Here is an 18,339-nt window from a genome sequence, read left to right on the forward strand (position 1 = left end):
ATGGATCCTTAATCCCGCTGTTATTCTTCATAATGGTGTCCATATCCGTGATGTTCTCCGCTCTCTTTTCCATGTTCTCTTCCATCTCCATAATCGTCCTCTTCGCCGTAATTCAGGCCCGAACCGTTTCCGGCCGTCGTGTCTGATTCCGCATCCGAACTGCCGGAAGAAGTGTCGGGGGATGATGCATTATTACTGTACTCCTCAATCATATCATAGATTTCTTTCATGGACAAATCACGGATATCATCTGCCGTAATCGATGGATCCAGCTCCTGAAGTTCCAGCAATGCCCGGTATTTCCCGAATGAGAGTCCGGAATCATGAGCCTCATGCATCTCCTCCACACTGCCGGAATGGCAGCTTACATTCTCATGATCCGAGACGCAGGACTCCATATTTTCCAGAATTTCGTCATGCTGAGTCTCTGTCTCTCCGGCTACCGTAACTGTCATAACTGCATCCTGCAACAGATAATCTGCGATATCCTGACTGTTCAGAATGGTTTCGACCGCGTCATTGTAATTCTGAAAACGGATATGGAGAAGATCTGCCAGATCGCGCCCGTCGTCATTGAAACCTTCTACCGAAACAACCCGGTCAAAGCGGTTGATTCCAAGCTCCAGAGACGGATTGATGTCGATACTGATATAGGCAGTCGGAGTGAGAAACATCCAGGATCCACCGATAACAAAAACAAGCAGAAGGCACGCGGCGGCAGCGGCAGCCCGGAAAACTACAGGGCGGCTTTTTTTCTTCTGCCGTGACATTTCCATTGAAAGATATTCTTTTGTACGCGCTTTCAGATTCTCTTCCGCGTGGATTTCGTCAAAAGCGGCATGAATTTTTTCATTTATTTCCGCTGTTGTTTCATCTGCTTTCTTCATTCTCCGCCCCTCCTTCCAGTTCTTTTTTCAGAATTCCGCGTGCTCTCGTGAGCAGTGTATACACGGTATTTGTCTTTTTCCCCGTCTCATTTCCCGTTTTGTCATCGCCTGTGCACCTTTTTTCCGCGGGCACTGCTCATATCTTGCCGGCTGTTATCTTTTCGGCTGTTCATTTATATCGGCTGTCCCGTTTATGCCGGCTGTTCATTTAACGCCTGTACGCATGACCATGACCGTGACCATCCCCGCATCCATATCCGTATCCCGCCGCACAGGAACCGCCTGCCGCGCAGATGCCGTCTCCATCTTCGTCCACGTAGCAGGCTCCGCCGTTTGCGCAGTTCTCTCCCGCATAGTCACAGACTCCGTCGCCGTCCTCATCCACATAACAGTGTCCGTTTTCGCCGCAGTACCCGCAGCCGGACTCTGTGCTGCAGTATTTGTTATAATGATTGTACACCCTTTCCGCGGAATTGTCAGCAGCGCCTCCCTGCTGAGATGATCTCTGCTGCACCTGCCCTGCCGCAAACACAGTCATGCTCCCAAGTACAAGAATACATACAACTGCGATAAAACCTGTCGTCAATTTCTTCATGATGATTCCTCCTTCATTTCGCTCCATTATTGTGCGTTTTACAGTTCATTTTGCCGTCTGACTGTCATTGCTGACTGTCGTTTTATTTCCTGTTTCACTATATATACGATCAGAAAGCGTGTTTCCATTCATTTTGGGAAATAAAAGAAAGCCGGATCTCATCCCGGGCTGCATTGATACGCTCCCCGGGATGAGATCCGGCTTCTTTTTCTTTTCTGATTCTCAGATTACCAGTTTTTGTATTGTAACTTCCTGTCTTGTCCGGCTGTGAAGATTACTTTTCGTAGCTCAGCTCAAACAGCCTTGCGCTCACTCTCGCCGGAAGTTTCACGGAAAGTTCTCCCGCTTCTTTGTTCCAGTGGAATCCGACCTCACATTTCTGCGGGTATCCGCATTTCACTTTCACATCCTTGCCTTTCAGGTGTTTCACCGGAAGAGATATAATATCCTCCTGGCTGTCTCTTCTCCACACCGCAATATAATCGCGTCCGTCTGCCTTAAGTCCAAGACTTACCCACGGATCTGTATACTGGGAGATTCCCAGCGGCCAGTACGGCAGAGCATGCTTGATATCCTGCCTGATCTGTTTGTAATAGTCAAGAGCCTCCTGTACATATCCCATTCTCTCCGGGTTTAAGTTTACAAGATGTCCGCTCTGGTGGATTCTTAAAAGGAGCGCATTCACCATATTATAGATGACCTCCTCATTATCGCCTTCCGTCAGCGGATAGGACCAGATGGCTGCCTGCTCGGGTGTCACGGCTGAAGGAGCATTTGCAGAAATCGTCGCATATCTTACATAATCTTCCTGGTCGCTTGTGGACTGAATACTGTATCTGGAAAGCATTGCATAGTCCATGCGGAGACCTCCGGAAGAACAGTTCTCAATGATCAGATCCGGATATTTCTTAAAGATTCCGTCCAGCCACTCAAGATACGCGCGGTTATGTCCGAGCAGTCCGTCTCCGAAGCTGTCAGCGTTAATCTCTGTTCCGATACCGGGCTCAATATTGTAGTCCATCTTAATGTATCCGACGCCGTACTCATTTACAAGACGGTCAATCACCTCTGTCGCGTGCTCGATTACTGCCGGATTCCTGAAGTCAAGCTGATATCTGCTTCTGTCGTACACTTTCTTTCCATGGCGCATGAAATACCAGTCGTCCGGAACCCGGTCCGCCTTCGGGCACTTGATTCCCATAACCTCAAGTTCCAGCCATACACCCGGAATCATTCCTTTGGAACGTACATAGTCCATTACTTCCCTGATTCCGCCCGGGAATCTCTTCTCACACGGAAGCCACTCTCCGACTCCGTCCCACCAGTATCCTTCCGAATACCATCCGCAGTCCATGCAGTAATATTCGCATCCTGCCTCAGCCGCTTTGTCAATCAGCGGTTTCTCCTTCTCTGTCGTCGGGTCTCCGAACAGGCAGTTCATATAATCGTTAAAGATAACCGCAAGTTTTTCATTATCATCATTTACACGGCGTATTGCGCGTCTGTATTTTGTCAGTTCGTCCATCGCCTCGTCAAATCCGCCGGCAGCGCTTCCAACGCTCACCGGGACTGTAACGAACGTCTCTCCCGGCTTTAAGTTCTTCCACCAGTGGTTATGGTGCTCTGTCGGGCCGCTTAATTTCAGGTATACATGTCCGTCCTGATCACTCATTTCCCAATACCATGATCCGTTGTGCTCGATCTGCCAGAACAGGGATGAATTCATCTCCCGGTTGTGTACATAGCCCATGGGAATATACTCTTTTGCAGACCAGTTTCCGGTGTTGGAGATCTCTATCGCCTTTGATGATCTGTGCATAATCTTCGGCTGTGTAACGGACAGCCCAAGTTCTCTTAAAGAGTATTTCTGCCAGCAGAGTTCTTTCTGCCATCCGTTATGCGGGATCCAAAGCTCCATTTTATCATCAAAGTCTGTCATTCCCTCTTTGTCAATTCCGTTGAGGACAAAGGATGAAACATACTCCAGTCCCTGTGCTTCCTGCCCTTTGTTTACCACTTCCGTCCATGATCTTACGACAGATATTCCGTCATAGAACTGCATATGGCTGACGCACTCAATGCCTGTGATATCATCGTTTGTGATAATTTCAAGCTTGCGTCCCTTCTCATTGCGGTAATCTTTAAAATCCACATATTTCATCCGATATCCCGGAGACGTCTGGATATATTTTGAACCATGGCGCTCACCAACGCGGTCCTGGCCTGACACAAGGATTTCCACAGGATAAAATGACTGTACTCCCGTATCTGATTCAAGATTCTCCTCTTCAAAATCGAGTACGGAAAAATGGAGGAGCTTGATCTCGTTTTCATCAGTGATCTCCCACACCAGATTGATATTATTTTCTGTAATTTCCCATCTTTTCATAACTTAGTTATTCCTCCTGAATTTTATTATTCAAAGCGTTATTGCCTGCAGTAACATCAAAGTTCCTGCGGAAGTCAAATGAACACGCAGGCATATTTTCCCGGCTCTCTGCACGGGTGAATAAAATCAGGGCCCCAGGGCCCCGCGTCCCTTCCCCTTTAAAGGAACGGGACACAGGACTCTCTGACCCTGATTCAATCGTCCTTAACCTTTGACAGAACCTGCCATCAGACCTGCAAGGAAGTATCTCTGCAGGAAGAGGAAGATCACAGTCATCGGGATAACGGCCACAACGGAACCTGCCATCAGCGCGCCCCAGTCGATGGTGTTGGCGCCCTTGAAGAGCATGATTGCCGGTGTCAGTGTTCTGTACTCATCTGTGGAGATAAAGATATATCCGTACATGAACTCGTTCCACGCATTGATGAATGCGTACAGTCCAGTTGACACAAGGCTCGGTACAGACAGCGGAAGGATAACCTTGAACAGTGTCTGTGCTTTGTTGCACCCGTCGATCTCCGCAGCTTCCTCAAGAGCCATGGGCACTGTGTCGAAGAAACTGCTCATCATAAACGTACACAGCGGTATAACGAATGTGGTGTACGCCAGGATCAGTGAACCGTAGGACTCCAGGATGCCCAGCTGTCTCATGATCATGTACAGCGGTACCAGCAGGAGTACGCCGGGGATCATCTGGGAAAGCATCATGGCAAGGTTGGATACCTTTACAACTTTCAGTTTATAGAAACGGCTCAGCGCGTATCCTGCCATTACCGCGATAATCATGGACAACGCACAGGCAACAACGGATACGATCAAACTGTTTTTAATGTAGTTTACGAATCCCGCGTCGAAAAGCACTCGCTGGAAGTTTTCCAGAGTCGGCGCGTCAATCAGGAACGACGGTGTCGCCGTCCGGATCTCTGTCTTCGGTTTGAAAGAACAGATCAGCATCCACACGAACGGGAACATGGTGTAGATTGAGAAAACTACCAGAAGGATATATGTTACAACCTTTGCGATTCTTCTGTTTCTTTTATTCAGCATAACATTTCCCCCTTTCTATTACGCCATGTCTTCGCTGATCTTCGTTCTCTTCCTGTAGTAGAAGACGAACAGGATCGCCATCACCGCGAACATCATTGTAGACAGCGCAGATGCCGCTCCTACGTTAAACGTTCTCATCGAGTATCTGTAAATCATAATCGGCAGTGTTTCTGTCGCGTAGTTCGGTCCGCCCTCTGTCATTACCCAGATAAAGTCATAGTTTACAGCCGTCCAGATCACATGGATAAATACAATAACAAGGGATACGGAACGAAGCTGCGGCAGTGTCACGCTGAAAAATCTTCTGAACATGCCTGCTCCGTCGATTGCAGCCGCTTCCGACAGGTCTCCCGGTATGGACTGCATTGCTGACAGGAAGGAGATTGTATAGTACGGGAAACTTCTCCATATATTAACGAAGATTACGGTTGCCAGCGCATAGTCGGAATTACCGAGGAAATTGATCGGCGCGTCAACAATGCCAAAACTTGTAAGCATATAGTTGAAGATACCAAACTCAGGGTTAAGTATCCACTCCCATGTCATACCTGCCACAATAATCGGCACAAGCCACGGGATGAAAATGAAGGTTCTGAAAATTGCTCTTCCTTTAAATTTCTGATTCAGAAGAACTGCCGTAACCATACCCATAATATATTCTCCGAGCACGGAGAATACTGTCCAGATAATCGTATGCTGTACGGCATCGAAGAAATGTTCGTCACTGATGACTGTCTTAAAGTTCTCCAGTCCAGCAAATCCGGTCATGCTGGAATTAATCAGATGCCTGTATGTAAACGCGTCGTGAATAACTGTTGCCAGTGGGTACGCGATCATCCCTGCGAGGAATACAAGCGCCGGCGCCAGCATGATCAGGGCTGTCCTGAACTTCTTCTGATCTCTTGTTAATCTGCGAAGTGATTTCATCTGTGTGCCCCCTTTTCGCATAAAGAGGGGCCGCTGCATGTGTGCAGCAGCCCCGTCTGCTTTTTATTGAATTACTTTACTACTCACTTAATTCTCCGGACTCTGCCAGTGCATCATTTACTGCATTTCCAAGCCACTCAGCTGCTGCTGCCGGATCTTCACCTTCCTGAAGAACCATTGCAAGAGCATCCTGCATAGCCTGTGTAATTCCGCCGAGTGTTACAGGCGGGAATGTGATACCTGTGTCAGCCAGTGCCTGGAAGTCTTTGCTCCATTTGCTGTCTGTGGACACATCTGAACGCGGAGATCTGTCTGCGAATGCTGCTGACTGCCAGTCATAGCTGCAGAATGCAGTAGCAAGCTGGAACGCGCCGTCTTTGTTCTTGCTGTCCGCAAGGATGAAGAGCGGTTTACACTCCATGTATGTAGCCTGGTGTCCGTCAGACGGATACGGGATCGGATTAACAGCTACATCTGCCATTGTATCCGGGTTGGACTCTTCTCTCTCTGCCAGCCAGTTTCCTGTTACATAACTGGAAACGATACCTGTTGCAAAGTTCTCATCTGTCTCTTCCCATCCGTAGTTTGCGCAGTTCGGATCGATAATGCCGTTGTCGATCAGATCTTTGTACATCTGGAATACTTTTGTAGCTTTCTCAAGCTCGTCTGCGTTGTCATTCCATGTGTTCTTATATTTTCCGTCGTCCTGTGCTGTTGCAATCTCAAGGTCATACTGTGCAAGATATACAATCAGCTCCTGTGCGGAACGAACGCCTGTAGCAGCGATCTCTGACAGATACTTACCGTTGTTTGAATAGTAATCTGTCTGAGCCATCAGGTCTTCCCATGTAGCCGGAGCCTCGATGCCTGCTGCTGTCAGGTCATCCGCATGTGTCAGGTAAGCACGCACTGTCATCTCGTACGGAATACCAACAACCTTTCCGTCGATTGTCATTGCGTTCACAACTGCTTCTGACAGGGCGTCTTTGTCTTCCCACTCATTGAAGCGGTCTGTCAGATCTTCAAGGATACCCATGTTGTAGAACTCACCGACGTACTCCGGAAGTCCCCAGATCAGATCCGGAACGTTTCCGCCCGCTGCTGCTGTCAGGATCTTCTCATGAAGCATGTCGTATGTGAAGTTCGTCTGGTTAACAGTGATTCCTGTCTCCTCTTCAAATGCTTCGATCTGCTTTAAGCTTTCTTCCTCTGTTACAGCTCCTTCTGTCCAGCATGTCCAGAGTTCAACAACGTTTTCGCCATCGCCTGAGCCTGAGCTGTCACCTGAGCCTGAGCTGTCGCTTCCTGAGGAGCTGCTTCCGCAGGCTGTCAGAGATGCAACCATTGCAGCTGCCAGCATGAGTGAAATTACCTTTTTCTTCATTTTCATACCCTCTTTCATAATATTTTCCCGTACCTTTCGTACTGGAAAAATCATAGCACAGCATTTGTGCAGTTGCAACAAACCCGAGGGCTTAGCTTAAAAATACCACAGCATTTTGTTGAAAAACCCACCTTTTTTTATATTGGCTTCTCTTTTCAGGAACGCTTTGATTTTTTGTATCCGGACGGACTGTCCCCGTAATATTCCCTGAATTTATCCGTAAAGCTGCGGACGTCGTTATAGCCTACTGCCTTTGCAAGCTCGTACGTTTTCATCTCGCTGTTCATCAGAAGCCCGACCGCCTCTTTCATTCTCACATCTGTCAGGTAGCTCTTAAAATTCTGCCCTGTCTCCTTTTTAAAGAAAGAGCTGAAATAATACGGATTCATATAAGCTACTTCCGCCATTTTACCCAGAGTCAGATTTTCCGCATAATGCTTCTGTATGTATTCCTTCACCTGGTGGATTGTCTGTTTTTCAGCCGGAGTATCCTGGAACGCATTTCTGTCAAGGAAATCCGAAAGGAACTTTTTCACATAATTCTTAAGTTCCTCATAGCTCATCTGATGGCGCATTGCCCCCACGGCTTCCTCATATTCCGCCCTCTTATCCGGCGAAAGTATATGATATTCCTCCAGATCTCTGTACAGATTCATTGCCATGACAATACATCTGTTTTCTGCCGCGTACCGGTTTCCGTAGTGCAGGTTCTCTATGATCGCCAGAGTCTCGTCCAGACGCTGCGGCCATGAATCGTCATTGCTTAAAAAGCTGCTGACCAGCTCTTTGTACTTATTATTATAGTCCTCAAAAGAGCATTTAAACTCCCTCGACACGTCATCATAGCGGATAAACTCTTCCTGGTTAAAATAGTAGAGTTCCGAACAGAACTTCGCGGTTTTATACACGTATTTAAGCTCTTTTATATTCTCTGACGACTTTCCTATCCCTGTGACAAGACCTACCTTGTACTCACTGTAAATACTTCCGCGTATCTGCTCTATCTCCCGTTCTGTCTTTTCCCTGTAATTTTCCTTCGGACTCAAAAGGATCAGATTGCTGCTGTTTGCCTCCCTTTTAATAATAAAACCGTTCTTTTCCCGCTTCACGTATTCCTGGATCTTTTTGAAAATAGAAAACCGGAGAAGTTCCTGCATATTCTGATCCTGTACTTTTCTGTAGAAATTCGCCGGCAGGGAAAAGCAGACTCCGGTAAAGACCATATCCTTTGTCTCTATCCCGATTTCCCGGAAATGATCGTACAGTTCACGGTATTCCGCCTCAGAATTGATCATTCGGAACACTGACTGAAAATCATCCTGTTCTTCTTCCCAGTATTCGAGAGGACTGTTCTCCCGTAGAGACTGTTCCGCTTTAAGAACCGCCTGCCGCAGTTCCTCCTTTCCAACCGGTTTTAACAGGTATTCCTGCGCCTCGTAGCGAATCGCCGTGCGCACATAATCAAACTCCTGATATCCGCTTAAAAAAATGAACTTTACTTTGCTGTCTGTTTCTCTTACTTTTTTGAGAACGTCGAGCCCGGACATTTTCGGCATAGATACATCTGAGATAATAATATCCGGTGAAAACTCTTCAATTTTGGCAAAAAGCTCCTCCCCGTTTGCCGCCTCCGCCACAATCTCCGCGTCCAGCTTGTCCCAGTCAACCAGTTTTCTAAGTCCTTTGATTATGATCGGCTCGTCGTCCGCGAGAATAATTTTAAACATTTTTCCCTCCCTGCGCATTCCGCTCTGTTTCTTCCGCGCTCTTTTCACCGCCTGCGCTGTCCGCTTTGATAACGGGCAGCCTGTACTTCACTATAGTTCCGATTCCTTCGAAGCTGCTGATCTCAATATGGTATCTGTCACCGAAAATCAGCCTGATCCTGTCATAAACATTCTTAATTCCGATACTTGCCCTTTTACTCCTCGGGTGGTTCTCTGTCTCATGGCTTTCCAGAAGATTTCTTACATATTCAAGGCGTTCCTTCGTCATACCGGCTCCGTTGTCCATCACAGTAATCTCAAGCCCTTCCCCGGACATCTGCGCCTGTATGGCTACAACACCTTCCCCTTCCTTCTCCTTAAGCCCATGCTTGACAGCATTCTCCACAACAGGCTGAAGAATAAGCTGGGGAACCCTAAGATCCATCATGTCATCCTCCACATTGATCTCAAGTGAAAAACGGTTCTCATACCGGATTCGGATAATCTTAAAATAGTTCCTCACACTTTCAATTTCATCCCTCAGAGTTACCATATCCCGGGCGCTCCCCATCAGATATTTAAGCTGGCCTGACAGTCCGTCTATCATCTCCGCGGTCTCCCGGTCATCGTGAGTGACGGCCATCATACGGATTACGTCCAGAGTATTATAAAGATAATGGGGCTGTATCTGCGTTTTCAAAGCTTCTATCTCTGCATCCCGCTGACGGATTTCGGCAATATATACCTTCCTGATATGGCTCTGCAGGTTCTCAGTCATGCTGTTAAGCCCCTGCGCAAGATAACCGATCTCGTCGTTTGACTGAATATCCACCCGTGTCGTCAGGTTTCCCTGCTCAATCGACTCCATGGCATCCGCCAGGTTCCGGATTGGCTGACTGGACTTTTTAGAATAAAAATAATAGATAACCACGAGAACCGCCGTGCTGATTCCGATAATGAGCAGTGTCATATTGCGGATTGCCTGATAGCTGTCCCTCAGATGATATGATGAAATTCTCTCGACAATCAGCCAATCTGTGCCGGGCACCTCGCTGTAAATAAAATAGTCACCGTCCGCGTTTATGTACTGGTATCTGCTGTCCATATCGTCCACGTAGTAAAGCAGCCTGCTCTCATCATAGTCGTCATCCGCCGGGTATGGGTTGTAGGCGAACTGTCTCAGGCTTTTATCCACAATGTAAATCTGGCTTCCCTCCTCCAGCCTTGTCTCGTTGATAATGCTGTCCAGATATTCCTCGCTGATATCGATATACAGTGTCCCCAGTATTTCGCTGGACGCGTTCTCAATTGTAGACGTGTTCATAATATTTCTCGATACCGTAAAATCACTGCTTCTTGTTCCCATATAATAATCAACGATATGTACGGGATGGACCTGCATCTCCCTTGAGTCCTCCTGGTAGTTCTCTTTATGCCACTCCAGCATCAGAGATTCGTTGATAATCCTTTCAGGCGCATGCATAGCCGAACACACCTCTCCGTCAGGGAGGACAAGGAACACATGGTCAATATACTGATTCATATATAAAATATTCCTCAGCATGTCGCTGATCTCCGTTGCCTTTTTATCAGAGCTGACAGAATCATTTTCCAAAAGCTGGTAAATATATCCGTAATCAGTGCTTCTGGCACTGTACAAATATTTTGTGTCCTCTTCCATTTCGCTCAGAAGTGATTCTATATTTCTTCCGATTGTGAGTGTTGTACGATACATATTTGACAGCATGACCGTCTGAAGGGAGCCGAGGGAAGCATTATAAATTATCATGCTCATAATTACCAGCGGCAGAAGGCCGATCAGGATCAGGGCGACTACAGATTTTGTAAACAGGCTCATAGATCTGCCCGGCATATGCCGGCTTATCTGTTCCCGTACCGTTTTTGCAATGCTTTTTCCAAAATGTAACATTCTCATTCTTTCTGTTCCTCTGTCGCTTTATTCCAGCTCTCGTCAAGAAGACGGGCCGCTGTATTCACCTCGATCGTATTGGAGGCAAGTGAATTGATAATATCTGTCATTTCTATCCGGAAATTCTCCGGTGTCTCCAGATTTCCCAGAAATTCTTCGCTTCTGTCCGCATATCTGTAGTCCGTCAGAACCCCCTGCTGAACAGCCGGGGCTGCATAGAGAACCGCGCTTTTCGTAACCGGCATGCCGTACATTGCCTGCAGTACTTTTCTGTAATTATCTTTTTCATAGCAAAATTTCAGAAATGCCTCGGCAGCTTTCTTTTTATTGCTGTCCGCCATACACTCATCTGAGACGGCCCATATAGAGCCTGTATTTTCAATCACAACACTGTTTCCGTCTGAATCCGGAAGGTAAAACCAGCCGGGCCTTATCCTGACCGTATCATCTTCCAGCTCCTCCCCGAGCGGGGTTTTGTCTGAGTCCATCGCCCTCGGGTAGGATTCCCAGATTTTTGCCAGCATGGCCGGTGTGCCGTAATACATGGCCACCTCCTGGTTTATCATATAGGAAATGATCTGTGTATCGCCCATATTGACAGAATCTTCGAGAATATACTTTCCTGTCATCAGATCCTGGAAATGTTCAAGCGCCCCAAGCATATCCGCGTCCCGGAAAGACACTTCCGAGTTCAGTCGGCGGTCAATCCACTCGGGATTATTCTTCTCAACATCTGTCAGAAAGAAATAATTAATCCACCCTTCACTGGCAGACTCTTCACTCCCTCCAAGAGCCAGCGGTGTGATTCCGAGAGACAAAAGCTCATCACACAGGGCAATAAAATCGTCGTACGTCTCGGGGACTGAAAGATTATACTGCTTGAAAATTACCTTATTATATATAATTCCGTATGATGTTCCGTAAAACGGGAGGGCACATATTTTCCCGTTTACCGTAATCGGCTGTTCCGTCAGCTCGGCAATAGACGGGTCAATCTCCCCAAGCTTCCCGGCCGTCTCAAACATATACGGGTCTTCAATCTCAAATACGTCCGGGAACTCATCGGTGGCCTCCTTTGCCTTGAGCTCTTCCGTGTAGCTTTCCCCCGTCGAATACTCTACCTGAAGAGTATACTGGGGATACCTGTTTGAAAATGCCTCGCACAGCTCCTCCATCGCAGAGATCCAGACCGTATTCTCTCCCGAATAAAAAATAGAAAGATCAGCTTTTTCCTCCTCGCCGGCCGGGGTCTCAGACAGAACGCCCGCTTCAACCTTATCAGTTCCGCATGCGGCCATGCCTGCCGCCGCCAAAGCGAGCAGCGCACAGATGCCGGTCCTCTTTATGCTCATTGAATTTAAAAATTTTGTCCTTTTGGTTCCCATTCTTTTCCTTCCTGTTTATCAAAACAGCTGTTTCGGCTCAGTATTCATACTTACCTGATAATTATAGCATATTCTGCCTTTTTCACAAAAACTATTATTTTTAACATTAGGACTTGATTAATTCTGAAAATCCGATATACTAATTAGGATAGTAAATAAATATGAGTTTCTGCTACATATTTATACAATTCCCATAAGGAGGATAATTATGAAAAAGAGAGTATTGGCTTTATTACTTGCAGCATGTACTGCAATGTCATTTGCAGCGTGCAGCAGCGGGGAAGACAGTTCCGGTTCATCTGATTCAGGCAGTGCCGAGAGCACAGATTCCGGAAGCGGAGACAGCGATGCCTCCACAGAGATTGAAACTGTTACACCGGGTGTCCTGACTGTGGCTACAAGCCCGGATTTTGCTCCGTATGAGTTCTATGCGATCGACGAGGAAGGCAATCCGACCCTGGCAGGATTCGATATCGCTCTGGCACAGTATATTGCAGACTACATGGGGCTGGAACTCCAGATCGTTACCGTAGACTTTGACGGTGTGCTCAGTGAGCTGCAGACAAAATCTGTTGATCTGGGTATGTCAGGATTTGCTCCTGACCCGGACAGAGAGGCGATTATGGAATTCTCTGATTCCTATTACACAGGCTCCCAGTCTGTTGTAACAACAAAGGACAATGCGGATACATATAATTCTTTTGAAGCCTTAAATAACCCGGACGTTACAATCGGCGCCCAGACCGGTTCCATCCAGCTCGATCTGGCGAATGAGAACAGCGCGGATGCCGACATCATTTCCCTTCCGAAAGTAACGGATATCATCTCCGAGCTTCTGGCCGGCACAATGGATGCTGCTTACATCGAAACGGATGTTGCGAAGAGCTACCAGCAGAATTACCCGGATCTTGAAATCGTCCTGGAAGTTCCGTATGAGCAGAACGGCGCTTCTGTCGGAGTTGTGAAAGATAATCCGGAGCTTCTTGCAGCGGTCAACGAAGCGATTGCCCAGGCTCTCTCTGACGGAAGTATGGAGACATTCATCGCCGAGGCAAACGAGCAGGCTTCAGGCCAGACTTATGAGGGTCTGCTTGACGAGAACGGCAACGTTCAGTAAATGTTTTGCGGGCTCCCTTTTCGGGGGCCCGTTTTTCTGAGTGAAAGGAGTAACGAATGGATCAGTTTATAAAATTGGAAAATTTCGGGCGTATCGCGCCGTATACAGAGCTCTTTGTGCAGGGCACGATTGTAACGATCCTGCTGGCTGTGTTCACGGTCGTAATCGGATTTTGCCTGGCCCTGATACTGGCCCTGATGCGCATGTCCAATTTAAGGCCGTTTCGCGCGCTTGGCATTGATTCCGACGGCCATACGCGTGAGAAAGGTTTTCTCGCGCTTTTAAGCCGCTTTAACCCGCTGGACTTTATCGCGACAGCGTATGTCGAAATTCTGCGTTCTACGCCCGTACTTGTTCAGATCTTCATCATTTACTACGGCGTGTTCAGCATGGTTGACCTGCCCAGCTTCCAGCTTTTCGGTTTTATCCGTTTTGAGAGATTTCTTCCGGGTGTCGTTGCGCTTGGAATGAATTCAGGCGCGTATCTGTGCGAGATCATCCGTTCCGGTATCCAGTCCATTGATTCCGGGCAGACAGAAGCGGCGCGTTCTCTCGGTCTGTCACAGAGCCAGAATTTAAAATACATCATTCTGCCTCAGGCAATCAAAAATATCCTCCCGGCAATTGCGAACGAATTTGTCGTAATTATCAAAGAGTCCGCAATCACATATACCATCGGCGTACAGGATATTATGTCTGCGGTAAACGCGGTGCGCGGCGCTTCGTTTATCATTATTGAACCGTTACTGGTGGCGACAGCGATTTACTTCTGTCTGTGCTTCCCCACCTCCAAGATTATCGCTTACTTCGAAAGGAGGATGAGCCGTGGCGACAAGAGATAGCATCATTCAGGTAACTGATCTGAAAAAGCATTATAAGGGCGGAACCATCAAGGCTCTTGACGGAGTTACCGTCGATATTAACAAAGGAGACGTCATGGCTGTGATCGGACCTTCCGGTTCGGGCAAATCCACTTTTCTGCGCAGCCTGAACCTTCTGGAAGAGCCGACCGGGGGCTCCATCATTTTCGAAGGAATTGACATCACAAAGAAAAAGTATAAAAACGAAGACGGAAAAACAGTAAAACTTAACATTGACAAGCTGCGTCAGAAAATGGGAATGGTATTCCAGCATTTCAACCTGTTTCCCCATATGACTATTCTTGATAATATGACGCTGGCCCCGATGAAGGTAAAAGGCATCGCGAAAGCGGACGCGGAGAAAAAGGCGCTGGAGCTTTTAGACCGCGTGGGATTGAAAGACCGCGCGGACGCCTATCCGATTCAGCTCTCCGGCGGACAGAAACAGCGTGTCGCAATCGTCCGCGCGCTGGCTATGGAGCCGGAAGTCATGCTTTTTGACGAGCCCACTTCCGCCCTTGATCCGGAGATGGTCGGCGAGGTGCTTGACGTAATGAAAGAGCTGGCCCAGGAGGGAATGACCATGGTTGTTGTCACCCACGAGATGGGATTTGCCCGCGAAGTCGGAAACCGTGTTCTTTTCATGGCGGACGGAATGCTTCTTGAACAGGGGACTCCGGCGGACATCTTCGACAATCCGCAGAACCCGCGTCTGAAAGATTTTCTCGCGAAAGTCCTGTAAACGTATATACACTGATCCCGGAGAGCTTTTTCTTCCGGGATCATTTATTCTAAGCTATAAGGAGGATCTGACTATGAATCATTCAAAACAGACAGCTGTATCTGCTGTCGGTACAAAAAAGGAGCTCATCTGCGCTGCAGCGGAACAGATCTGGAACTATGCGGAGCTCTCTCTCCAGGAAGAAAAATCCGCTTCATACTACTGCAGTGTACTGGAAAAAGAAGGCTTCCGGGTGGAGAAGGGTATCTGCGGAATCGAAACCGCTTTCTCTGCTTCTTACGGTTCCGGCAGCCCGCGCATCGGTATTCTTGCCGAATATGACGCCCTCTCCGGGCTTTCACAGGAAGCCGGAAGTCTTGAGCGCAGAGAACTCACTCCCGGCGGATGCGGACACGGATGCGGACATAATCTTCTCGGCGCAGGCGCCCTCGGCGCGGTCCTCGGCGTGAAGGCTTATCTCGAGGAAAGCGGACATGAGGGAACGGTAATCCTCTACGGATGCCCCGGTGAAGAAGGCGGCGCTTCCAAAGCATTTATGGCAAGAGACGGACTGTGGAAAACGCTTGACGCAGCGCTCACCTGGCACCCTGAGGATGTAAACGATGTATGGACCGGATCTACCAACTCCTGCATCCAGACACAGTACAAATTCACAGGCATCGCCTCCCATGCCTCCGGAGCGCCGGAGAAAGGGCGAAGCGCCCTGGACGCGGTGGAGCTTATGAATATCGGCGTGCAGTTTCTCCGTGAGCACATGGGTGACCGCGCAAGGATCCACTATGCGATCACCGACGCCGGCGGGATCAGCCCCAACGTGGTTCAGCCGCGCGCGAGCGTGCTCTATATGGTGCGTTCAAACCATGTCGCGGAGGCGGTGGAACTCCAGGCGAGAGTGGACCGGATCGCAGACGGCGCGGCTCTTATGACCGACACTGTGCTGGAGCGCAAATTCATCGATGGGATGGCCGACCTGGTCAGCAATTCCGTGCTGGAGAAAGTACTTTATGAAAACTTCCGGGAACTCGGTGTTCCCTCCCATACACCGGAAGAACTTGAGTTTACAGATCAGCTCTCCCGGACATACTCCGGAAATGACCATGTTCCGGGGGCCGGCGCTGAAAATGATCCGCTTCTCCGCGAGCAGGTCGCACAGATGCAGAAAGACTTCGGCCACGCCATGAACGACTTTCTCGCACCTCTGTACCAGGGAGATGCCTTTGAGCCCGGATCCACAGACGTCGGCGATGTGAGCCAGCTTACCCCCACCGCGCAGATTCATGTCGCGGCATGGCCCAACGGGTGCCCGGGCCACAGCTGGCAGAACGTCTCCTGCGCAGGAAGCAGCGTCGGCCGCAAGGCTGCCGTCCACGCCGCAAAGGTGCTGGCAGCTGCAGCCGTTGATCTTTTTGAAAAGCCGGAACTCTTAAATGAGGCGAGAGCAGAGTTTGAGAAACGCATGGCGGCAGGATATGTGTGTCCGATACCGGAAGACGCGGTTCCGGCCATTCCGGACTGAGAGAGGGGTTTTACGCCCTGAAATACGAGGGATAAAAAGAAAGAGACAGTCCGACAGAGAATCCGGTTCCTAAAAAGTCCGAATTTTCCGGGATTGTCTCTTTTCTGCGTGTCAGGGATTAATTCTCAGCCCTGATGCGTCTGAGGGCTCTGTCCGCCGCAGTCCCCGGATGTCCCTCTCAGGACATCAAGACCATGTCCAAGGTGCGGCAGGATATATTCCAGACTCTCTTTCACCGCTTTCGGACTTCCCGGCAGATTGACAATCAGTGTCTTTTTCCGAATGCCGGAAGCCGCGCGGCTTAGCATCGCGCGCCCTGTAATGGAGAGCGAATACTGGCGGATCGCATCCGCAATCCCCATTGCCATGCGGTCGCACACGGCCAGCGTCGCCTCAGGGGTGACGTCTCTCTCTGAGAAACCGGTCCCTCCTGTTGTAAAAACCACATTGACCTGTCTCTCATCCGCAAGACGGATCAACTCTCTCTGGAGCATCTCCTCTCCGTCCGGCAGAAGAATCAGTTCTTCCACGACATACCCTGCCTCTGTCAGCATTTCTTTCAAGAGCGGCCCGCTCTTGTCTTCACGCTCTCCCGCATATCCTTTGTCGCTCAGTGTGATAACAGCAGCCGTAAACGGTCTGCCGACTGACTCTGTTTTATCCATCTTATCTCTGACCTCCATTCTGACTCATCCGATAACGCAGCTTATCTTCCGGTCTGCCTGCGTCTCTGCGATTCGCCGCGTTTCATCTTCTCTTCCAGATCATCCGCCGATCTGGCTCATCTTACGTTCCTCGCTCATCTGATCCGCTCTCTCGAAACAGTGCATCTGAGGTTTCCCGAGAACTGCCTTCCGGATCTGCTCCCGGATCTGCTCCTCGCTGCACCCCGGAGTCCGGAGCGCCTCTCTGATATCCACGCTGTCATTGTAGCACAGACACGGCTTTAGTTCTCCTTCGGCAGTCATCCTGATCCGGTTGCAGGAACCGCAGAACTTCCCGTGAATCGCACTGATAAATCCAACGCTTCCTTTCGCCCCCGGCAGGCGGTAGTACACTGCAGGGCCGTTTCCGTGTACGCTGTCATCCTTCTCAATATCCGGATACTTCTCCCGGATTCTCCTGAGAATCTCGTCCCCTGACATGCCCGCACATTTCTTTCCGTAACCGATCGGCATCATCTCGATAAAGCGGACGTCCACCCGGCTGTCCTTCGTAAGACAGACAAAGTCCTCCCACTCGTCATCATTTACGCCGCTTTGGGGAACACAGTTGATTTTCACCTTCATGCCTGTCTCTACCGCTGCTTCTATCCCGCTTTTCACCGCCTCAAGGCCGTCGTATCCCGTAATCTGCTCATAGACAGACCGCTTCATCGTATCAAGGCTGATGTTGACCGCGTCCAGTCCGTTCTCCGCAAGTTCTCCGAGATACCTCTCAAGCAGAATACCGTTCGTAGTGAGAGTTACCTGCTCTGTACCGGGAATCGCCTTGATCATGCCTGCAAGCTGCGGACATCCCAGCCGCACAAGAGGCTCCCCTCCCGTGATCTTAAATCTCGTAATTCCGAGGCTTACGGCCGCCTGGCAGACCAGTTTAATTTCCTCAAAAGTCAGTATTTTTTCCATAGAGGTCAGCGGCACTCCGTCAGGCATACAGTATCTGCACCGCAGATTGCACCTGTCCGTGACAGATATCCTCATATAATCTATCTCTCTGCCAAATCCGGTAGTGTCAAAACTACCTTCGTTTTTTATTGTAAAAGTTACGTTTTACCTTGATTTTTCGGAGGTTTGCAAATAAAAAGAGCATTGACCTCCCTTTTCTGGTATAATGTCAATCGCCAAACCAACC

15 protein-coding genes are annotated in these 18,339 nt (G+C 48.9%); 4 read left to right on the plus strand and 11 right to left on the minus strand.

Features of this window, described 5'->3' with window-relative positions; translation table 11 throughout:
- Positions 1-20: 20 nt before the first annotated feature.
- From LKD70_RS15390 to LKD70_RS15430, 9 genes are all read right to left on the minus strand, one after another.
- Complete coding sequence (locus tag LKD70_RS15390; RefSeq protein ID WP_227708761.1) at positions 21-887, minus strand: anti-sigma-I factor RsgI family protein; 867 nt, start codon at positions 885-887, stop codon at positions 21-23.
- Positions 888-1,095: 208 nt separating this feature from the next.
- A complete protein-coding gene (locus tag LKD70_RS15395; protein WP_227708762.1) occupies positions 1,096-1,482 on the minus strand; it encodes a hypothetical protein in 387 nt (128 codons plus the stop codon).
- 274 nt (positions 1,483-1,756) lie between these two features.
- Positions 1,757-3,871, minus strand: coding sequence for a glycoside hydrolase family 36 protein (locus tag LKD70_RS15400; protein WP_227708763.1), 2,115 nt, complete (start codon positions 3,869-3,871; stop codon positions 1,757-1,759).
- A 204-nt stretch (positions 3,872-4,075) separates the two neighbouring features.
- Positions 4,076-4,918 (minus strand): carbohydrate ABC transporter permease, encoded by an 843-nt coding sequence (locus tag LKD70_RS15405; protein WP_227708764.1) that lies wholly within the window; start codon positions 4,916-4,918, stop codon positions 4,076-4,078.
- A gap of 18 nt (positions 4,919-4,936) precedes the next feature.
- Positions 4,937-5,845: a carbohydrate ABC transporter permease gene (locus LKD70_RS15410; protein ID WP_227708765.1), complete on the minus strand. Its 909-nt coding sequence runs from the start codon at positions 5,843-5,845 to the stop codon at positions 4,937-4,939.
- 79 nt (positions 5,846-5,924) lie between these two features.
- The gene (locus tag LKD70_RS15415) at positions 5,925-7,229 is read right to left on the minus strand and encodes an extracellular solute-binding protein (RefSeq protein ID WP_227708766.1); all 1,305 of its coding nucleotides are present in this window, start codon (positions 7,227-7,229) and stop codon (positions 5,925-5,927) included.
- A gap of 155 nt (positions 7,230-7,384) precedes the next feature.
- On the minus strand, positions 7,385-8,956 hold the full coding sequence (locus tag LKD70_RS15420) for a response regulator (protein ID WP_227708767.1): 1,572 nt from the start codon (positions 8,954-8,956) through the stop codon (positions 7,385-7,387).
- A complete protein-coding gene (locus tag LKD70_RS15425) occupies positions 8,949-10,871 on the minus strand; it encodes a cache domain-containing sensor histidine kinase (RefSeq protein WP_227708768.1) in 1,923 nt (640 codons plus the stop codon). The genes LKD70_RS15420 and LKD70_RS15425 overlap by 8 nt, the downstream gene beginning before the upstream one ends.
- Positions 10,868-12,250: an ABC transporter substrate-binding protein gene (locus tag LKD70_RS15430; protein WP_227708769.1), complete on the minus strand. Its 1,383-nt coding sequence runs from the start codon at positions 12,248-12,250 to the stop codon at positions 10,868-10,870. The genes LKD70_RS15425 and LKD70_RS15430 overlap by 4 nt, the downstream gene beginning before the upstream one ends.
- A 208-nt stretch (positions 12,251-12,458) precedes the next feature.
- Here LKD70_RS15430 and LKD70_RS15435 point away from each other — a divergent pair, with 208 nt between their 5' ends.
- The 4 genes from LKD70_RS15435 (at position 12,459) to LKD70_RS15450 (ending at position 16,485) form a co-directional block, all read left to right on the plus strand.
- Entirely contained in the window at positions 12,459-13,367 is a 909-nt protein-coding gene (locus LKD70_RS15435; protein WP_227708770.1) for a transporter substrate-binding domain-containing protein, read from the plus strand.
- A gap of 56 nt (positions 13,368-13,423) precedes the next feature.
- Positions 13,424-14,209 (plus strand): amino acid ABC transporter permease, encoded by a 786-nt coding sequence (locus tag LKD70_RS15440; RefSeq protein ID WP_227708771.1) that lies wholly within the window; start codon positions 13,424-13,426, stop codon positions 14,207-14,209.
- 1 nt (position 14,210) lies between these two features.
- Positions 14,211-14,969, plus strand: a complete 759-nt coding sequence (locus LKD70_RS15445; protein ID WP_407690987.1) for an amino acid ABC transporter ATP-binding protein — start codon at positions 14,211-14,213, stop codon at positions 14,967-14,969.
- 73 nt (positions 14,970-15,042) lie between these two features.
- Entirely contained in the window at positions 15,043-16,485 is a 1,443-nt protein-coding gene (locus tag LKD70_RS15450; protein ID WP_227708772.1) for an amidohydrolase, read from the plus strand.
- 125 nt (positions 16,486-16,610) lie between these two features.
- Here the strand turns inward: LKD70_RS15450 and LKD70_RS15455 are convergent, their stop codons facing one another.
- Together LKD70_RS15455 and moaA are read right to left on the minus strand one after the other, a co-directional pair.
- The gene (locus tag LKD70_RS15455) at positions 16,611-17,168 is read right to left on the minus strand and encodes a MogA/MoaB family molybdenum cofactor biosynthesis protein (RefSeq protein ID WP_407690986.1); all 558 of its coding nucleotides are present in this window, start codon (positions 17,166-17,168) and stop codon (positions 16,611-16,613) included.
- Between the two features lie 81 nt (positions 17,169-17,249).
- Positions 17,250-18,242: a GTP 3',8-cyclase MoaA gene (gene moaA / locus LKD70_RS15460; protein ID WP_227708775.1), complete on the minus strand. Its 993-nt coding sequence runs from the start codon at positions 18,240-18,242 to the stop codon at positions 17,250-17,252.
- Between the last annotated feature and the right edge of the window lie 97 nt (positions 18,243-18,339).

Source organism: Ruminococcus turbiniformis, from assembly GCF_020687545.1.
GTDB lineage: Bacteria > Bacillota > Clostridia > Lachnospirales > Lachnospiraceae > Mediterraneibacter > Mediterraneibacter turbiniformis.